Origin of the sequence: Pedobacter frigiditerrae, from assembly GCF_004331645.1 — a bacterium.
Taxonomy (GTDB): domain Bacteria; phylum Bacteroidota; class Bacteroidia; order Sphingobacteriales; family Sphingobacteriaceae; genus Pedobacter; species Pedobacter frigiditerrae.
Genome location: NZ_SJSK01000003.1, coordinates 735,486 through 754,265, shown reverse-complemented (window position 1 = coordinate 754,265; position 18,780 = coordinate 735,486). Strand labels below are relative to the sequence as shown.

Below are 18,780 nucleotides of genomic sequence, written 5' to 3'. Positions count from 1 at the left end.
TATTTGAATCGAATAACTAAATAATATGAAGTCAGAAATATAATGAGATTATGGATGGTAGGTATTCAATTGCAATAATGCCACAAGAGGAAGGTGTAGTGTGTGTTGACGAATATAAGAATGCACTTTATACTAAGATTGGCTGGTATAATAGTAGAAATTCTAACGCTCATATTACAATAAGTGAGTTTGTTATAGATGAAGGTGAAATAGTTGATATTATTAATCATTTAAAAGAAATAGCCAGTTACGAAAATCCAATTCATTTAAATTTTGAAGGTATAAATAGTTATGCTAATGGCGCTGTATTTTTAAAACCAGATGAACCAACTAAATCAATTTTGACAGATTTAATGAAACGAATTCAAAAAAATCTTAACATCAAAAAATCATTTCACAGTAAAGACCCTCATATTTCTATAGGAAGAAAATTGACTAAAGAAAACGTTACAATTGCGTTGGAGATGTTTAAAGAAGCTAAATTGGAATTTGATTGTACAAGTATTGTTTTAAGGAAATTTAACCCAGTAAAAAAGCAGTACGATGTTCTTCCAAATGAATTTAAATTTATAGGTCTTCCTCCAAAACCATTGGCTCAGCAAAGTTTGTTTTAAGCACCTAACACTTCAATAGTATCACTAGCTTTTAAATTCTAAACCTGATGGTAATGGCAGCCCGAAGAATGAGGGCTAGAACGGACAGCAGTACTGACTTTAAAGAAAGAGACGAAAAATGCTTTTCAAATGATTTAATTAGCAATCAGCAATTATACATAAACTTCTCAACGGATTAATATTTTCTCCACAAAAACTTCAAGACTAAGCCTCAAGATGCTATATTTACACTTTAGTAAACGATGACAATTTTGGCTAAAGCAAAGGAAACAGTAACACCATTAATGCAGCAGTACAACACGATTAAGGCGAAATATCCTGGAGCGTTGTTATTGTTTAGAGTAGGAGATTTTTACGAAACTTTTGGTGAGGATGCCATTAAAACAGCCAATATTTTGGGCATCGTTTTAACCAAACGAGGCACGGGTCCAAATGGGGCTTTAGAGCTAGCTGGTTTTCCGCATCATTCTTTAGAAAATTATTTATCCAAATTAGTTAGGGCAGGACAAAGGGTAGCGATTTGCGACCAACTAGAAGACCCAAAAACCACTAAAACTATTGTGAAAAGAGGCGTTACAGAGTTAGTTACGCCTGGTGTTGCTTACAACGATAATATTTTAAGTCAGAAATCTAACAACTATCTGGCTGCTGTTTATTTTGATAAACAAAATCTAGGGGTTGCTTTCTGTGATATCTCTACGGGAGAATTTTTAGTTGCTCAAGGCAATGCTGAATACATAGATAAACTTTTGCAAGGTTTTAGACCAACAGAAGTTGTGTTTCAGAAAAGTAAACGCCAAGAGTTTTTAAATCTTTTTGGAGACAAATTTTATACCTACACGCTTGATGATTGGGCTTTTACCAACGATTATGCGAATGAAATATTAACCAAACATTTTGAAGTTAATTCGTTAAAAGGTTTTGGGGTTGATAAATTACAAACTGGAATTGTTGCTGCTGGTGTTGTTCTTTACTATTTGGGAGAAACCGAACATCGTAATTTACAACATATTTCTTCTATTTCTAGATTGGAAGAAGATCGCTACATGTGGCTGGATAGATTTACCATTCGCAATTTAGAATTGGTAAGTACTTCTAATGATAACGGCGTAACCTTATTTGATGTTTTAGACCAAACATCTACCCCGATGGGTGCAAGGATGTTGCATAAGTGGATTATCATGCCGCTTAAAGAATTAAAGCCAATCCAAGAACGTTTAGGGATGGTTGAATATTTGGTTAATCATGATGATTTATTGCACGAGTTTTTAAGTCATATAAAACCAATTGGAGATTTAGAAAGGTTAATTTCTAAAGTTGGTTTGCAAAAAGCTGGTCCGAGAGAATTGGTGCAATTGAAAAGAGCGCTTTCCCATATTGAGGAGGTTAAAAACCTTGCAGAAAAAACTCAAAATCCATTTTTAACTGTATTGGCTTCTCAATTAAATCCTTGTTTAAGCATTAAGGAAAAGTTAGAAAGGGAGTTAAATCAAGACCCTCCAGCTTTACTAATTAAAGGAAATGTTATTGCTGATGGCATAGATGAGGATTTAGACCGATTAAGGAAAATAGCCTTTGGTGGAAAAGAATATTTAGTTGAGATACAGAAAAGAGAAGCGGCAAGTACTGGGATTCCTTCTTTAAAAATATCCTTCAACAATGTTTTTGGCTACTATTTAGAAGTTACACATACACATAAAGATAAAGTCCCAGAAAGCTGGATTCGCAAACAAACTCTAGTTAATGCAGAGCGATACATTACACCAGAACTTAAAGAATATGAGGAACAAATTTTAGGAGCTGAAGAAAAGATTCAAGCAATAGAAGTTCGTTTGTATGCAGACCTGATGTATCAGGTTTCACATTACATTAAACCTATCCAACTCAATGCTTATTTAATTGCACAGCTAGACGTTTTGCTTTGTTTTGCACAATTGGCAGTTTCAAATCATTATGTAAAACCAAATTTAAACAATAAAAAGGAGTTAGACATAAAAGGTGGCCGCCATCCGGTAATAGAAAAACAATTGCCAATTGGTCAGGAATATATTACCAATGATGTTTTCTTGGATAATGATACACAACAAATCATCATCATTACTGGTCCGAACATGTCGGGTAAGTCGGCAATTTTAAGGCAGACTGCTTTGATTGTTTTGATGGCGCAAATGGGTTGTTTTGTTCCGGCAAAGGCTGTAAACATCGGTTTGATAGATAAGATTTTCACTCGTGTTGGTGCTTCAGATAATTTATCATCTGGAGAAAGTACGTTTATGGTGGAAATGAATGAAACGGCAAGTATATTAAATAACATTTCAGATAGAAGTTTGATTTTACTGGATGAGATTGGTCGCGGTACAAGTACTTACGATGGTATCTCTATTGCTTGGGCTATTGCAGAGTTTTTACACGAGCACCCAACTGCAAGACCTAAAACATTATTTGCAACGCACTACCACGAATTAAATGAACTGGAGAATACAATGGGGCGTATCAAAAACTTTAATGTAACGATTAAGGAAATGAGCAACAAAGTGATTTTCTTGCGTAAGTTAGTTCCTGGAGGAAGTGAGCATAGTTTTGGTATCCACGTTGCAAAAATGGCAGGAATGCCTTCAAAATTGATTAATCGTGCTAACGAAATATTAAAACGTTTAGAGATTGATAGAACTGAAGGACAAAGTATTAAAGACAGCATTAAAAAAGTTCAAAACCAAGCTTATCAATTACAAATGTTTGCCATTGATGACCCGGTTTTAGTTAAAATTAGAGATACCTTGAATAACCTAGATGTAAATCTTTTAACACCAGTTGAAGCTTTACTTAAATTGGATGAAATACAAAGATTGATAAAAACTTAAAAAGGTTGAGGGATGGAAGGTTGAAGGTTTAAGTCTTCAATGCGATATCCTCATAATAATACTGCATTAAAATGAAGAACTACTTAACCCTTAAGCCTTCTGCCTTCTACCTAATAGCCATCCTGCTATTCCTATCGTCTTGTGGTTCGAGGAAATATGTTGTAAAGCCAGAAAATAAAGCTTCAAAGGCTGCCGATGCTATGGCAGCTTTAAAAAGCAAAGATTTATATCGTTTCATTACAGATTGGACTGGCGTTAAATATCGTTTAGGTGGATTGGATAAAAAAGGAATTGATTGTTCTGGTTTTGCCTTATTACTAGAGAGAGATATTTATGGTCGTACATTACCAAGAAGGTCAAGGGACCAAGCAGAAGCGATAAAAAAGAAAAACCAAAGTAATTTAGAAGAAGGAGATTTGATATTTTTCTCTTTTGGCGGTACTGAAGTAGACCATGTTGGCGTTTACTTGAATAATAACTTTTTTGTACATGCATCAACCACAAGAGGTGTAGTAGTGGATGACCTGAATTTACCTGTTTATCAGAAAGCAATTGTTAAAACAGGAACTTTAAAATAAGAATATGCGAAAACTAATTTTCTCTCTTTGCCTGTTGCTTTCTTTAAGCTCGGTTGTAAATGCTCAAAAAGCTTTAAAGGTTGGTGAAACCTTACCTAACGTAGCTTTACTCAGTACTGCTGGAACTATTTATGATTTAAAGGCACAGAAAAATACTAAAGGTTTTATCTTAATTTTCATGACACCCACTTGCGACCATTGCATTGCTTATGAGCCAAGAGTTAGTGCCTTAGATAAAAAGTATAAAGTAAAAGGTTATCCTTTAGTGGCCATCGGTCCTTATGGCGATGACCCAATTAAATATCCATTTGATGCAATGCCAGCGATGAAAAAATTGGCAAAGGAAAAGGATTTTAAGTTCCCTTACTTGTCTGATGATAAGTTTAAATACACTTGGTTATTAGGCATTAAAGAAACTCCAACTGCTGTAGTGTTACAGAAAACAAAAGCTGGATATTTAATTAAATATATTGGTAGGATAGATGATGAACAAAATCAGAAACTAATACCTAAAAACAAATTTGTAGAAAAAGTAGTTGATAAATTGCTCTAGTTTTATTAAAATTCTCACGAGCTAATTTAGTTGAGTTATGAAATATGTATCTATATTATTACTGGTTTCTACATTTAGTTTTGCAAATGCTCAAGTTAAATTACTAACTTTAAGTGAGTTAGATAAAAGAGTTGCGAAAGGTAAAGATACAACTTACGTAATTAACTTTTGGGCAACTTGGTGTGCACCTTGTGTAGCTGAGCTTCCAAATTTTGAGAGATTAAAAAAAGAATACTATAAAACGCCAGTAAAAGTGATTTTAGTTAGTATGGATTTTAAATCTAAGCTTAAATCAGATGTTATTCCTTTTGTTAAAAAACATAGACTTAAATCAGAGGTCTATGTTGTTGACGAGAAAGACCAACAAGCGTTTATAGAAAAAGTAGACAAAAATTGGTCTGGTGCAATTCCAGCAACCTTAATTGCAGCAAGAACTCGGAGACTGTTTTTTGAGAAAGAATTTGCCAACAACGAATTAGAAGATTTAGTTAAAAGTATAGTTCACGGAGATTATAAACTTTAAATAAATGAGAAAAATTTTAATTACTTGCTTAATGATGCTAGGCATTATGGCAAAAGCGCAAACCGGTTATCAAGTTGGTGATATTGCTACGGATTTTAATTTAAATAATGTTGATGGCAAGAATGTTTCACTGGCAAACTATAAGGATGCTAAGGGATACATTGTTGTTTTTACTTGTAACACTTGTCCAGTTGCAAAGGCTTATCAAAGTAGGGTTGAGGCTTTACATAAAGAGTATGCACCTAAGGGATATCCAGTTATCGCGATTAATACCAATGACCCTGTAACTTCTCCTGGTGATAGTTATGAGAATATGCAAAAACTTGCTAAGGAAAAGAACTTCAGTTATGCTTATTTAGAAGATCCAAATCATATTTATACTAAAAAGTTTGGCGCAACAAAAACACCACATACTTTTGTGCTAACCAAAACTGCCAAAGGAAATGAAGTGGCTTATATTGGAGCAATTGACAATTCTCAAGATTTATTGAGTTCTAATATGAATGATTTTGTTAAAAATGCAGTGAACTCACTATTACAGGGTAAAAAACCAGAAATTACAAGTACAAAAGCCATTGGTTGTGGCATAAAATGGAAGAAAGAAGGAGCTACAGAATAAATAATTCATACTTTTATCCCGAACTAAAAACTCGGGATTTTTTATGCCTAAACCTAAGGAAGATTACTCATTTTGGTCTAAATACAAACGTTTTGCATCAACAGAAATATTGATGTATCTCGTTATGATAATCGGTATCGCGTTAGGTATTATTTTTTTAAGTTAAGCACCAATTTTAACTTATCTGACGAGCTTACCTCATTTATAAACTGGGTAAATCCAGTATAACTCTCTGCAGGAAAAGTCCCATCATGTAATGTGAATTTTCTTACATAAATTAACTTATTGCCTTCTATAAAAGTTTTTATCGTATAACTACCAAAATCGTTATTTATGCTTTTATCAATTGGCAAAAATATAGGTATAACATTGTCTGGTAAATTGTAAATAATGCTGTCTTCGTCTTTATAACCACGATTAATATAAACTGGCAATGTTCGTCCTTTGGTTTCAGTAACAGAAGCCTTAACATTAAAAGCATTAGGCAGCATAAATAATCTAATATTATTTATGGTAGCATAATTTCTAATATTAATATTTAGATTTTCTGTAATAACGGGTTCAATTTCTTTCTTTTGAGCATATTTAATTTGCTCAAAATTAATATTGTCTATATCGTAAACTTCCTTCAATAGTTTTTGCTGCTCTGATAGGGGTTTTCCAATAAATTCTTCATGGTTATCATATTGAGCTCCAGAGAACATAGTTTTAACTGTTCCCGATATATTACCATCCTTATCTAAAGTTAATTCTGCATTTCGAACTTGAAGATTGGTTTGTGCCACAAGTTTTGGTGTGTGTAATAATTTACCTCCTTCGGCTGTACAGGCTAAAACATTTCTGTCGTCCGTAAAATCACCTAAAAACCCAAAAGGTATTTTCTGACTGGTGCACTCTAACCAAGTTGTATCTCCTTTGAGTGGTAAACATAAAATGATGTGATTACCCTGATTCATACTTGCATAAGTAGGGTCTAAACTTATTTTCTCACTTCCGGCTTCCACCACACAATAATAAGATTCTACATTTGCTGCCCTTAACAGACTTTGCATATAGTTAACCAAACCTTTACAGTCTCCGTAACCTAAACGGTCAACTTCAGTAGCGGCAACTGGTTGAAAGCCACCAATACCAATTTGAACACTTATATACCTTGTTTTTTCTTGTAAGTATTGATAGATTTTTCGGGCTTTTTCTTTATCTGTTTTTTCGTTTTTAACCAACTCTTTCACCATTTGTATGGTTGGTTCTGGTAATTTATCTCTACCTTTTAATAAATTATCATATGCCCATTTTCCAAGCTCTTGCCAATTGGTATAACTTCCTTTATAGTTGAAATAGCTGAATTGTTCTGGAGCAATTTTTACGCTGGTTTGGTAAGTTTCCTTATTCGGACTAAACGGTTCTGATTTGACAGCTAGAAGATTGCTTACTTTCCAAGTTAAAATTTTCTGGTCTTTAGTGATATTTTCTTCAGCTTTGCTTTCTAAATTCTGTGTTTTTAGACGGAATTGGTCAGTTGGCTTACATATAAAGGTGTAGGTGCTTTTTTCTACAGATACATCATAAGAAGGTTTTGGAACCCAATCAGGGATGATTAAATTCTGTTTAAAACGTATCTCATAATTGTAAACAATGGTATAAGGATAAGTATTTACAGAGGGCAAGTAATGTTTAACTCTACTATCTTCAAAAAGAGAGAATCCTTGTACAGCGCTTTCATCTTTAAAATCACCCTGTGAAAATTTACCTACGCTTTTACCTATTTCGTTATAGATTTCGCCCTTAATGCTTTTGATGCTGGTATTTTTATCATAAAATAAAACTAATCTAGCATTTTCATCACCATTTTTATTTAATACAGTTATAGCCTGTTTTACAGTGTACATCACGTTATCTGGCGAACGCATGTCAACAACTGTTTCTTTATTTCTTATAGTTGCATTGGCACGATTTCGCAAGGCGGATGGAACTAACTCAACATCGTAATTATCTTGCGAAAAACCAGGTAAACCTAAAAATAATAGTAGAAATAGGATAGGTGCTCTCATTTAATTTGCCTTTTTTAACAAGACATCATTTTTTTGGTTTTGAATTATTTTACTGTAAAATTCTTTTAAGTAGAGGTAGTCATCTGCATTGTAAATAGCTTTATTAAATTGAAGTATTTGATTAACAGCTAATTTGTTGTCTTCAATGCTGCTTTGCAATAAATATCTTCCTCCACTTGTAGGCAAACTAATGGCCATATCTTTTGGTTTTTCTACTAATTCGTATTTTTCTGGTAAAGTTACATTTATAATAATTCGTTCATCAGATGCCGCTCCCAAATCTACCGGGTACATCCTGTCATTTAAATTAAATGGATTTTTTGTAATTCGGTTAATGAAAAATGGATTCAAAAATAGCTGATTTTTATCAGTAGCATCATGTGCAGAAAATTCAATTTCATACTTTTCAACCAATGGTTTATCAACGCTATCAATATTATTTATTTCTGGGTTTGAAAGGCTTATTTTAGTTAAGCGTTCATCAAGTTTTTCCACGAATTCTTCAGAAGAATTATATTTTTTTATGTCTTTCCTTTTGTTAAATGCGGCATATCCAATACTAGTCGTTGTAATTACGCCATTAATTTTTCCATCTCCGTTAAGCTTTCCAGTTAAAACATAGGTAGTTACACTTTTTTGTGACGCCTTTAAATCTATCCAATAGGATGGTTTTTTTAAATTAATTACCCTTCCTTGGTCATTTATGCATCTTATAGGTAGTAATCCAAAAGGTAATAAAGGTTCTGTTGCATCTAAAAGGTAACTTTTATCACCAATGTTTACCTTAGCAACTACATAATTGAAACTGCTTAATACAGGGAAAAGCTTGTTTGGCATTCCATTTTCACGAGTAGATAATATAACTGCTTCAACTTCTAAACCAGCAGCAGAAAGTGCCGAAATTAGAGCTAAATTAATGTCTGCTACATTCCCAGACCTATTTTCTAAAATGGTTTTAGTATTTTCCATACTATAGTTTCCATAGTAGTTATTCCATTTTATCTGTTTTTTTATGTAGTTATAAACTGCGTTTGCCTTGCCTAAATTGTCTGTTTCACCTTTTAATATGGCAGGCATTAAATCTTTAAATACCGATGCTTTTTTCATTTGGGAGCCAAAGTTTTTATCAGATGTAAGTTCATAATCTACATCATTCCATGTTTTGGTATAACTCTGTTTGCTTCCATTTGTTAATTGCACATCAGAAAGCTCAAAATACATTGCCGATTTAAAATTACTTGAAGCTGTCATGTAATCTTCCTCAATAAAAGCAGGAATATTTTTCATAATATAAGTCATTCTTGAGCAATCAATAGATACACCATTTAGCCTTAAACATTCTTTATATATTTCTGCTTTTGAATCACTCAGTTTTTGATATCCGCGAAGCGAAACATTGTAGTTATAGTTACCTGGTATATTGGCAACAAACTCACTTGAAACTTTAGGGATATCTCCCTGAAACTCCCAAGTTCTAAAGTTGAAAATTAATGGTGACTCTATTCTATAACTATATTCTATAACCGAGCCATCTTTAATATTGGGCAGCGTAAACTTAGTTAATTGAGTATATCTGTTTCTGTTTTCAGTAAATACTGCTTTTTTATCCATTAAGGTTTCAACAAACTCTCCGTTTACCATATTAAAAGTTGATGCTTTTAAATCATTTACAAACTCTTGTTTATTGTCATCTTTATAAGTTGGAATAACAATGTTGGCAAATCTGAAACCTTCTTTATTATATATTTTGATTTTTACATGATGTTCAAATTGAATGACTAACCTTCCTGTAGCATCATCAATTTGCATAGCGGCAGTGCCAAACTCTTTTAGCACAACAGCATTGGCATTACTGTCTATTTTATTTTTATCAAAATAGTATTCATCATTCTGTACGGCACCATAATTAAAGTTTTGAGCATAAATATTTGATGTGATGAAACAAAAAAGAGTTAAAAAGAAGAGTCTAATCATATAGATGATAATTTTCGGCAATTTAAATCTACGGTTTAACAAAATGAAATAATTTGCAACTAAAATTTTAGCTATTTTGTAGTACTAACCAATCCTTTTTAGCACATTTGAAAAAGTGAGTAAAAACTCAATTATATAGCTTAAAAAATGAAATTAAATTTAAAACGACCTCTAGCATTCTTTGATTTAGAAGCTACAGGTATAAATGTTGGTGCCGATAGAATTGTAGAAATAGGAATTTTAAAGGCAATGCCTAACGGTGATGAATTAGTGCTTACAAAACGTATCAATCCAGAAATTCCAATCCCATTAGTAACTTCCTTAATTCATGGCATTTATGATGAGGATATTAAAAATGAACCAACATTTAAAACTGCAGCAAAAGAAATAGCAGATTTTATTGGTGACGCAGATTTGGCAGGATATAATTCTAACAAGTTTGATATTCCGATGTTGTTAGAAGAATTTCTAAGAGTAGGAATTGATTTTGACATGAGCGATAGGAAATTTGTAGATGTACAAAACATATTTCACCAAATGGAACAACGCACACTAAAAGCTGCATATAAGTTTTATTGTGATAAAGACATTATCAATGCCCATTCTGCTGAGGCTGATATTAGAGCAACTTATGAGGTTTTATTGGCACAATTAGATAAATATAAAGACACCGAATTTGAAGATAAGAAAGGGGTGAAATCAACTCCAGTTCAAAATGATGTAGAAGCCTTACATACATTTACCAATATGAATAAGGTGGTAGATTTTGCTGGGCGAATGGTTTACAATGAAAATGGAGAAGAGGTAATCAATTTTGGAAAGCACAAAGGTAGAACAGTAGAATCTGTTTTGGATGTTGAACCAAGTTATTATGCTTGGATGAAACAAGGCGATTTCCCATTGTATACCAAAAAGAAATTGGATGAAATTTGGGTTCGTTGGAATAAAAAGAAAGAAGAAGCTAAGCTTGCAAAACAACAAAGTCAAGCTCCAAAAGTAGAGCAGAAGCCAATAAAACCTCAGGAACCAGCTAAACCTATAAATAATGATATGCTGGAGCAATTAAAAATGAAGTTTGGTAAATAATTTTGATGAATTGGTTAATCGATTAAATCGGTTAATTGATGTTCAAAACAGTTAACCAGTTTAACAATCTATACAATTAACCAAGATGAAATTTAAAATAATAGCTCTGTTTTTACTGATATCGGTTGCTACACAAGCTCAACTTCCTGTTGCACCTGTTTTTCAACAAGCTTTTCAAAAGGGAACTCGTGATGCAAGTGGTGCGCCTGGTGCAAAATATTGGCAAAATACTGCCGACTATGATTTGAAAATAAATTTCAATCCAATTACAAGAGAAATAAAAGGAACGGTAGAAATTAATTATGTGAATAATAGTCCTGATGTTTTAAATGAACTTTGGTTTAAGTTATACCCAAATCTTTATCAAAAAGGTGTGGTTAGAAAAGCAAGAATTAAAGATGCTGACTTAGGTGATGGGGTCCAAATTACAAATGTCCAGTTCAATAATCAGCCAAAAGACATTGCTAGTCTAATTATCGAAGGCACAAATATGCATACGGCTATTGCGCCATTGGCTCCTGGAAAAAGTTTGAAATTGAAATTCGAATATCACTATATTCTAAATAAAGGTTCGCACATGCGTACTGGGCAAGTTGATGAAGGTGCTCATTTTATTGCTTATTTTTTTCCAAGGGTTGCAGTTTATGATGATATAGATGGGTGGAATAAAATTCCTTACAGTGGTTCAGAAGAGTTTTATAATGATTTTTGTAATTTCAAAGCTGCAATTACAGTTCCTAAAAATTATGGGGTATGGGCAACCGGAGATTTATTAAACGGAAGCGAGGTGTTTTCTAAAGACGTATTTAGAAAATATCAGTTGGCAAACAAAAGCGATGAAACCATTGATGTAATTGATAGTATAACTTTAGTGCAAAATAAGGTAACTGCCCAAAGAGATTTTAATACTTTTAAGTTTGAGGCTAAAAACGTAGTAGATTTTGCCTTTGCAGCAAGTAATCACTATTTATGGAAATCTACAAGTTTAGTAGTAGACCCAATCTCAAAAAGAAGAACTAGGGTTGATGCAGTTTTTAATGCTAGTCATAAGGATTATTATGAAGTAATTGATTTTGCAAAAAAGACGGTTCATTACATGAGTTATGTTTTTCCAAAATGGCCTTTTCCTTATAGTCACGAAACAGTTTTTGATGGTTTAGACCAAATGGAATATCCAATGATGGTAAACGATAATCCAGTTGATAATAGGGTAGATGCTATCACTTTAACAGACCACGAAATTTTCCATACGATGTTTCCATTTTATATGGGTACTAATGAAACTAAATACGGTTGGATGGACGAAGGTTGGGCGACAATAGGAGAGTGGTTAATCTCGCCGATGATTGATTCTACAATTGTAGATGACTACGGCGTTGGACCAACTGGTAGCACTTCTGGTACAAAAGACGATGTGCCGATCATGACATTTACAACCGATTTAAAAGGTGCAGGCTCTTTTACCAATAACTATCCTAAACCTGGCTTCGGTTATCTTTTTATTAAAGACTATTTAGGCGACGAACTTTTTAATAAAGCCTTGCACAATTACATTACCCAATGGAATGGCAAACACCCGATGCCATATGATTTCTTTTATAGCATGAATACCGGTTCTGGTAAAAACTTAGATTGGTTTTGGAAACGTTGGTTTTTTGAAGAAGGAGTTACTGATTTGGCTATAAAGAATGTATCCCCGGTAAATAATGGAGATTATGCCATAGAAATTGAAAATAAAAGCCAAAAACCCTTGCCAATAGATTTAACTATTACATATAATGATGGTTCTGTAGAAAAGAAACATCACAATATTGGAGTTTGGGAAAAGGGTAATGCAACTTATCTATCCGTTATTCAAACCAAGAAAAAGATAGTCAAGGTAGTAATGGGAAGTAGCCATGTTCCTGATAAAAACAAAGCAGATAATACTTTTGAAGTAAAGAATTAGAAACAAATACAGAAGCCCAATTATTGTTCGGGCTTCCTGCCTACTGCAGGCAGGTTTGCTGTAATCTTTTACTCCTGAATCCCCTAAAGGAAACTTGGTAAAAGGATTTTCGCTTCTCCCGATAGGTATCGGGACCAGTTTATTGAACCTGAAAATGTGCAATTATCTAAGGTTGTAAAAGTCCAGCCCTAGTAAATTTTGTAAGTAGTTATAGGATAAAATGGTTTCTTAATTACACCTTCATCACTTAACATACTAGATAGGTATTTATCAGTTAACACTTTATTAATCTTGTTTTTTTTCAGATAAATGAAGACTTTATTTTGAATCAAACGGAGGCCATGGCTATAATCTACCCAAAGATTGGTGTGTTTATTATAAACTGGCTGTATAGCCCTACCATCCATTTTATGCCAGCCATAAATAACAACTTTGGGTGTTTTCTCAGTATAGATTTTATTGCTAATAATTAAATCTTTCTTGTGTCCAGCAGTTAGTTCACCATTATTATGTTTTTGCAAATCAGATTTTAACTGAGTTTTTACAGAGTCGTTGTGAGCTAAAAAAATTGCAACAGTCGTCATCGCCTTTGTGGGAGGAATAGGTTGTGGTAACAATTTTATAGTTGCATTGTGATAAATTGTATCAACCATTTTTTTAGTTGGCAAACTACATTTTGTTAAATCGGCAACTTTTTGTGCTAAGATTGGAGTCATAGGCACATAAAAAAAATCATCGTTACTACCTATACAAAAGTAATCTGGTAAAACATAAAAGGCTATTGAGATTTTTATCTCGCCAATTTCCCAACCAGAATTAATTTTTATTTCTTTCAATTTTCTTAGAAAGTCAGGAACATTTCCATTTTTGATTTCATTAAAGATGATTTCCTCCCTTTGTTCTAGCGTTAGGGCTGTATCAGAAATAGATTTTGCAAAAGCAGTACCTGTTAAGGCATCCGCTCTGCGAGATTTTAACCTTAAGCTTTGTGCATTAGCAAAGGAATAAGAAAATGAAATGCAAATCATAATAAACCAGCAACAGTCTTTAATCCTTACTCTTTGTTCTTTTATCATTTTTAATATTCTCGTAAAAAATCTATGTTTCTTTTTAAACCTGTAAATTTTGTTCTTTTAACCGCAGAGCCTTTAAAAACTTGTTTAAAAACTTCGTCCGTCATTTCAATTAACTCTGTTTTATTAAGGTTTAACAATTCTAGCGCTGGTGTAAAGGCGGGTTCATTGTGTGGGGTTGCAAATCTATTCCAAGGACAAACATCCTGACAAATGTCACAGCCAAACATCCAGTTTTCCATTTTTCCTTTAAACTCTATAGGAATTTCATTTTTCAACTCAATGGTTAAGTAAGAAATGCATTTACTGCCATCAACTACATAAGGAGCCATAATAGCATCTGTGGGACAAGCATCAATGCATCGAGTGCAAGAGCCGCAATGATCGGCAACAAAAGGCGTATCGTATGCTAAATCTAAATCAATAATCAGCTCTGCTAAAAAGAAAAAAGAACCTGCATCTTTACTTATTAAATTTGAATTTTTTCCTCGCCAACCTAAGCCAGATTTTTGAGCCCAAACTTTATCCATTACTGGTGCTGAATCTACAAAACATCGTCCTGCAACTTCTCCAATATTATCATTAATAAATGCCAATAACTCTTTTAGCTTCTCTTTTATTACAGAATGATAATCTGTGCCATAAGCATATTTAGAAATTTTCGGAGCACTAATGTCTGATTGTTGTTTTTCGGTAAAGTAGTTTAAGGTTAACGATACTACAGATTTTGCATCATCAACAAGTAGCCGAGGGTCAAGGCGTTTATCAAAATGGTTTGCCATGTAACCCATTTCGCCATGGTGATTATTGTTTAACCAATTTTCTAATCTCGGCGCTTCTTCTACTAAAAACTCTGCTTTAGAAATTCCACAAGCCATAAAACCAAGGCGTAATGCCTCATTTTTAATCATTTGACTATATTTTGCAGAATTATTAAACATTGATTTACAAAGATAGGCTTTTGAGCTAAAAACCTTTTAATGCTTTAACTGTTATTAGAATAGGAAACTAAATTATAACGTCATGGAAAATACAGAAGCTAATCATACAGAAGATCCAAATAAAACAGCTCCACCAGTTGAAACTAATTACGAGGCGCATAAAGCAAATCCAGGACCAGCACCAACGGTAAATGAACCAGATAATAAAGGCGCTGGACAAGCAATGAAATGGATAATTCCAGTTGTAGTTGTAGTTTTACTTATTATATATTTCTTTTTCTTCAGGAATAATGTATCAAATTAAGATTACATAAATATAAAGAAGTCATTCTAGTTATTCAATAGAATGACTTTTTTTATGCCTTAAGATTTTAACAATCTCACTTCGTATAAATCCTTTCGTCTGTCCTTAAGTATTTTAACAGTACCAAAATGATGTAACTCATCTAAAAGATGTAAATCAACATCAACAACTAGCATCATTTCTGTATTTGGTGTAGTTTCGGCCTTTACCGCATTAGTAGGGAAAGCAAAATCTGATGGCGTAAAAACGGCTGATTGAGCAAACTGAATATCCATGTTGTTTACCTTAGGCAAATTACCAACACATCCTGCAATAGCAACATAACACTCATTTTCTATAGCTCTTGCCTGTGCACATCTTCTAACGCGAGTATATCCATTTTGGGTATCGGTTAAGAACGGTACAAACAAAATTTGCATACCTTGGTCTGCATAAATTCTGCTCAGTTCAGGAAACTCAACATCGTAACAAATTAAAATTCCAATTTTACCACAATCCGTGTCAAATACTCCAATCTTATCTCCACCAGACATTCCATAATATTTTTGCTCGTTAGGTGTAATGTGTATTTTTCTATAATCTTCAGTTAAACCATTACGGTGGCATAGATAGGTAGCATTGTAAAGCTTACCATTTTCTATAATGGGCATACTGCCCGATATGATATTTACATTATAAGAAACAGCATATTCCTGAATTTTCTTAACTATTTCTTCAGTACTTTCTGCCAGTTTCCTCATTGCTTCCATTTCTGGTAAATGATTATAAGGCTCTAGCAATGGAGTATTAAAAAACTCTGGAAACATAATGAAATCTGATTTGTATCCACTTACTGCATCAACAAAGAATTTAACTTGTTCATAAAATGCATCTATATCTGGAAATAATCGCATTTGCCATTGTACTAGACCCAATCTTATTGTTTTGGCAGATCTTGCAGAAACGTTATCTTGATAATAAATATTATTCCATTCGATTAAAGTTGCATATTCTTTTGATTCTAAATCACCAGGTAAATAATTTTTTAAAACTTTACGAACGTGAAAATCATTTGAGATTTGAAAAGTAAGGGTAGGATCGTAAATTTCTTTGGATTTTACTTTATCTATATATTGTCTCGGCGATAGTGTATCTGCAAATTCATGGTATCCTGGTATTCTACCACCTGCAATGATACTTTCTAAATTTAAGGTTTCGCAAAGTTCCTTTCTTGCTTCATACAATCTTCTAGCTAAACGTAACCCACGATATTCTGGATGTACAAAAACTTCAATGCCGTATAAAACATTCCCACCAGCTGTGTGTGTAGAAAAGGTATATTTTCCAGTTATGTCTTCATAAGTATGATTGTCTCCAAAAATATCATAATCAACAATTATGGATAAAGAACAAGCTACAACCTTGTTATCAACGGCAACACAAAGCTGACCTCTTGGAAAGATGGTTAGTAAATTTAATATATTCGCTCTGCTCCAGATACCATTTCCGCTGGTATCATAAGCTTGAACCATTGATTCACGCAAATCTTTATAATCCTCTATAGTGAGTTTTCGTATTTCTATATTCATAAATTAATATTAAAAGCAATAACAGAAATTCTTATTGCTAAAAGATTAGTGTTTGATTTTATAACAACCAAATGGCTAAAAAAGTTTACCAGTTTGTCCCAATTTAATCCTATTAAGGTGTTTATAGGCTGCTTCAGTTACTTCACGTCCACGAGCTGTACGCATTAAATAGCCTTCTTGAATTAGAAAAGGCTCGTATACCTCTTCAATTGTACCATCATCTTCGCCAACTGCAGTTGCAATAGTTTTTAATCCTACTGGCCCTCCCTTAAATTTATCTATAATGGCCAGTAGGATTTTATTATCCATTTCATCTAGGCCATGTTCATCAACATTTAAGGCAGTTAAAGCATAACGAGCAATTTCCGTATCAATACTACCGTTCCCTTTTATTTGTGCGAAATCTCTGGTTCTACGCAAAAGGGCATTAGCTATACGAGGTGTTCCTCTACTACGACGGGCAATTTCGTATGCTCCCTCATCCGATATGGGGGTATTTAGAATGGCGGATGAACGTAATACTATGGTAGTTAGTATCTTAGCGTCATAATAGGCTAATCTTGAATTAATGCCAAACCTTGCTCTTAATGGTGCGGTTAATAAGCCAGAACGAGTAGTTGCACCAACCAATGTAAATGGATTTAAGCTGATTTGTACAGAGCGAGCATTAGGTCCACTTTCTAGCATGATATCAATCTTAAAATCTTCCATTGCAGAATATAAATATTCTTCAACCAAAGGTGATAAACGATGAATTTCATCAATAAAAAGAATATCTCCAGTTTCTAGATTAGTTAATAAACCAGCTAAATCACCAGGTTTGTCTAATACCGGACCAGATGTTACCTTAATGTTAACACCCATTTCATTAGCTATAATATAAGAAAGCGTAGTTTTTCCCAATCCTGGGGGGCCATGCAATAGAACATGGTCTAAAGATTCGCCACGAAGTTTTGCAGCTTTTACGAAAATCTTAAGGTTTTCTAAAATTTTATCCTGACCAGTAAAATCTTCAAATTCTTGTGGACGTAATACTTTTTCAATATCACGCTCAATAGGAGTAAGGTTGTCTGAAGAAGGATCTAGGTTTTCGTTCATAGCGTAAAGATAAGATATAACCCCTAAATCCCCTAAAGAGGACTTGCTTTTATATTGTAAATGTTATACGGTAAATTAAAAACCCTTTAGGGGTTTGGTGTAAACTTAGTTGCAACCTTAGCTTCTTTTACACCATTGCTATAGTCGTAAAATCCTTCGCCAGTTTTAATGCCTTTTTTACCAGCCATTACCATGTTAACCAATAATGGGCAAGGGGCATATTTTGGGTTTCCGAAACCTCGGTTTAATACATTCAAAATTGCCAAACATACATCAAGACCAATAAAATCTGCTAATTGCAAAGGCCCCATTGGGTGAGCCATTCCTAACTTCATTACCGTATCAATTTCATCAACTCCTGCAACACCCTCGTACAAAGTATAGATAGCTTCATTAATCATTGGCATTAATATTCTGTTGGCCACAAAACCAGGGTAATCATTCACTTCGACAGGAATTTTACTAATTACCTTAGAAAGCTCCATTATTTGAAAGGTGGTGTCATCACTGGTAGCATAACCTCTAATTACTTCTACCAATTTCATTACCGGAACGGGATTCATGAAATGCATACCAATTACTTTATCACCACGATTGGTAACTGAAGCAATTTGTGTGATGGAAATAGAAGAGGTATTACTTGCTAAAATGGCTTCTGGCTTAGCAAATTGATCTAGATCTTTAAAGATCTTTAATTTGAGCTCTATATTTTCTGTAGCCGCTTCAACAATCAAATCAGCATTTTCTACACCTGCTTGTAAATCTGTTACGGTTGTAATATTAGCTAATGTTGCTTCCTTTGCTTCTTCAGTTAATGTTCCTTTAGCTATTTGTCTTTCCAGGTTTTTAGTAATGGTTGCTATTGCTCTTCCTAAAGCATCAAGATTAATGTCTACTAGACTTACTTGATAACCAAATTGTGCAAAGGTATGTGCAATTCCATTACCCATTGTGCCGGAACCTATTACTGAGATGTTTTTCATACCATA

16 protein-coding genes are annotated in these 18,780 nt (G+C 33.5%); 9 read left to right on the top strand and 7 right to left on the bottom strand.

What is annotated here, in order from left to right; genetic code table 11:
- Positions 1-77: 77 nt before the first annotated feature.
- The 6 genes from EZ428_RS14840 to EZ428_RS14815 all read left to right on the top strand — a co-directional run bounded on the left by EZ428_RS14840 (position 78) and on the right by EZ428_RS14815 (position 5,748).
- Entirely contained in the window at positions 78-614 is a 537-nt protein-coding gene (locus EZ428_RS14840) for a 2'-5' RNA ligase family protein (protein ID WP_165501786.1), read from the top strand.
- A 242-nt stretch (positions 615-856) separates the two neighbouring features.
- A complete protein-coding gene (gene mutS / locus EZ428_RS14835) occupies positions 857-3,475 on the top strand; it encodes a DNA mismatch repair protein MutS (protein WP_394343157.1) in 2,619 nt (872 codons plus the stop codon).
- Between the two features lie 71 nt (positions 3,476-3,546).
- A complete protein-coding gene (locus EZ428_RS14830; RefSeq protein WP_131553944.1) occupies positions 3,547-4,053 on the top strand; it encodes an NlpC/P60 family protein in 507 nt (168 codons plus the stop codon).
- A gap of 4 nt (positions 4,054-4,057) precedes the next feature.
- Complete coding sequence (locus tag EZ428_RS14825; protein ID WP_131553943.1) at positions 4,058-4,606, top strand: redoxin family protein; 549 nt, start codon at positions 4,058-4,060, stop codon at positions 4,604-4,606.
- 37 nt (positions 4,607-4,643) lie between these two features.
- Positions 4,644-5,129, top strand: coding sequence for a TlpA disulfide reductase family protein (locus tag EZ428_RS14820; RefSeq protein WP_131553942.1), 486 nt, complete (start codon positions 4,644-4,646; stop codon positions 5,127-5,129).
- A gap of 4 nt (positions 5,130-5,133) precedes the next feature.
- On the top strand, positions 5,134-5,748 hold the full coding sequence (locus EZ428_RS14815) for a thioredoxin family protein (protein WP_131553941.1): 615 nt from the start codon (positions 5,134-5,136) through the stop codon (positions 5,746-5,748).
- 149 nt (positions 5,749-5,897) lie between these two features.
- Here EZ428_RS14815 and EZ428_RS14810 read toward each other — a convergent pair whose 3' ends face one another.
- On the bottom strand, positions 5,898-7,799 hold the full coding sequence (locus EZ428_RS14810) for a DUF3857 domain-containing transglutaminase family protein (protein ID WP_131553940.1): 1,902 nt from the start codon (positions 7,797-7,799) through the stop codon (positions 5,898-5,900).
- Complete coding sequence (locus tag EZ428_RS14805) at positions 7,800-9,773, bottom strand: DUF3857 domain-containing protein (RefSeq protein WP_131553939.1); 1,974 nt, start codon at positions 9,771-9,773, stop codon at positions 7,800-7,802.
- A 147-nt stretch (positions 9,774-9,920) separates the two neighbouring features.
- On the opposite strand from EZ428_RS14805, the gene EZ428_RS14800 reads away from it, so the two are divergent.
- Together EZ428_RS14800 and EZ428_RS14795 are read left to right on the top strand one after the other, a co-directional pair.
- Positions 9,921-10,859 (top strand): 3'-5' exonuclease, encoded by a 939-nt coding sequence (locus tag EZ428_RS14800; RefSeq protein ID WP_131553938.1) that lies wholly within the window; start codon positions 9,921-9,923, stop codon positions 10,857-10,859.
- Between the two features lie 85 nt (positions 10,860-10,944).
- Positions 10,945-12,807 carry a M1 family metallopeptidase gene (locus EZ428_RS14795; protein ID WP_131553937.1) on the top strand — a complete coding sequence of 621 codons (1,863 nt, stop codon included), beginning with the start codon at positions 10,945-10,947 and terminating at the stop codon, positions 12,805-12,807.
- Between the two features lie 188 nt (positions 12,808-12,995).
- On the opposite strand, the gene EZ428_RS14790 is transcribed toward EZ428_RS14795, so the two are convergent.
- Both EZ428_RS14790 and queG read right to left on the bottom strand, forming a co-directional pair.
- A complete protein-coding gene (locus EZ428_RS14790) occupies positions 12,996-13,883 on the bottom strand; it encodes a hypothetical protein (RefSeq protein WP_131553936.1) in 888 nt (295 codons plus the stop codon).
- 2 nt (positions 13,884-13,885) lie between these two features.
- The gene (gene queG / locus EZ428_RS14785) at positions 13,886-14,821 is read right to left on the bottom strand and encodes a tRNA epoxyqueuosine(34) reductase QueG (protein WP_131553935.1); all 936 of its coding nucleotides are present in this window, start codon (positions 14,819-14,821) and stop codon (positions 13,886-13,888) included.
- Positions 14,822-14,903: 82 nt separating this feature from the next.
- Between queG and EZ428_RS14780 the strand changes: the two genes are divergently transcribed.
- Positions 14,904-15,125, top strand: coding sequence for a hypothetical protein (locus EZ428_RS14780; RefSeq protein WP_131553934.1), 222 nt, complete (start codon positions 14,904-14,906; stop codon positions 15,123-15,125).
- Positions 15,126-15,184: 59 nt separating this feature from the next.
- Here EZ428_RS14780 and EZ428_RS14775 read toward each other — a convergent pair whose 3' ends face one another.
- The 3 genes from EZ428_RS14775 to EZ428_RS14765 all read right to left on the bottom strand — a co-directional run bounded on the left by EZ428_RS14775 (position 15,185) and on the right by EZ428_RS14765 (position 18,774).
- Positions 15,185-16,693: a bifunctional GNAT family N-acetyltransferase/carbon-nitrogen hydrolase family protein gene (locus tag EZ428_RS14775; RefSeq protein WP_131553933.1), complete on the bottom strand. Its 1,509-nt coding sequence runs from the start codon at positions 16,691-16,693 to the stop codon at positions 15,185-15,187.
- 75 nt (positions 16,694-16,768) lie between these two features.
- Complete coding sequence (gene ruvB / locus EZ428_RS14770) at positions 16,769-17,791, bottom strand: Holliday junction branch migration DNA helicase RuvB (protein WP_131553932.1); 1,023 nt, start codon at positions 17,789-17,791, stop codon at positions 16,769-16,771.
- Positions 17,792-17,877: 86 nt separating this feature from the next.
- Entirely contained in the window at positions 17,878-18,774 is an 897-nt protein-coding gene (locus tag EZ428_RS14765; RefSeq protein ID WP_131553931.1) for a 3-hydroxybutyryl-CoA dehydrogenase, read from the bottom strand.
- Between the last annotated feature and the right edge of the window lie 6 nt (positions 18,775-18,780).

Coding starts and splice junctions, on each gene's coding strand:
- EZ428_RS14840 (WP_165501786.1), top strand. CDS start 78: ATGCCACAAGAGGAAGGTGTAGTGTGTGTTGACGAATATAAGAATGCA.
- mutS (WP_394343157.1), top strand. CDS start 857: ATGACAATTTTGGCTAAAGCAAAGGAAACAGTAACACCATTAATGCAG.
- EZ428_RS14830 (WP_131553944.1), top strand. CDS start 3,547: ATGAAGAACTACTTAACCCTTAAGCCTTCTGCCTTCTACCTAATAGCC.
- EZ428_RS14825 (WP_131553943.1), top strand. CDS start 4,058: ATGCGAAAACTAATTTTCTCTCTTTGCCTGTTGCTTTCTTTAAGCTCG.
- EZ428_RS14820 (WP_131553942.1), top strand. CDS start 4,644: ATGAAATATGTATCTATATTATTACTGGTTTCTACATTTAGTTTTGCA.
- EZ428_RS14815 (WP_131553941.1), top strand. CDS start 5,134: ATGAGAAAAATTTTAATTACTTGCTTAATGATGCTAGGCATTATGGCA.
- EZ428_RS14810 (WP_131553940.1), bottom strand. CDS start 7,799: ATGAGAGCACCTATCCTATTTCTACTATTATTTTTAGGTTTACCTGGT.
- EZ428_RS14805 (WP_131553939.1), bottom strand. CDS start 9,773: ATGATTAGACTCTTCTTTTTAACTCTTTTTTGTTTCATCACATCAAAT.
- EZ428_RS14800 (WP_131553938.1), top strand. CDS start 9,921: ATGAAATTAAATTTAAAACGACCTCTAGCATTCTTTGATTTAGAAGCT.
- EZ428_RS14795 (WP_131553937.1), top strand. CDS start 10,945: ATGAAATTTAAAATAATAGCTCTGTTTTTACTGATATCGGTTGCTACA.
- EZ428_RS14790 (WP_131553936.1), bottom strand. CDS start 13,883: ATGATAAAAGAACAAAGAGTAAGGATTAAAGACTGTTGCTGGTTTATT.
- queG (WP_131553935.1), bottom strand. CDS start 14,821: ATGTTTAATAATTCTGCAAAATATAGTCAAATGATTAAAAATGAGGCA.
- EZ428_RS14780 (WP_131553934.1), top strand. CDS start 14,904: ATGGAAAATACAGAAGCTAATCATACAGAAGATCCAAATAAAACAGCT.
- EZ428_RS14775 (WP_131553933.1), bottom strand. CDS start 16,693: ATGAATATAGAAATACGAAAACTCACTATAGAGGATTATAAAGATTTG.
- ruvB (WP_131553932.1), bottom strand. CDS start 17,791: ATGAACGAAAACCTAGATCCTTCTTCAGACAACCTTACTCCTATTGAG.
- EZ428_RS14765 (WP_131553931.1), bottom strand. CDS start 18,774: ATGAAAAACATCTCAGTAATAGGTTCCGGCACAATGGGTAATGGAATT.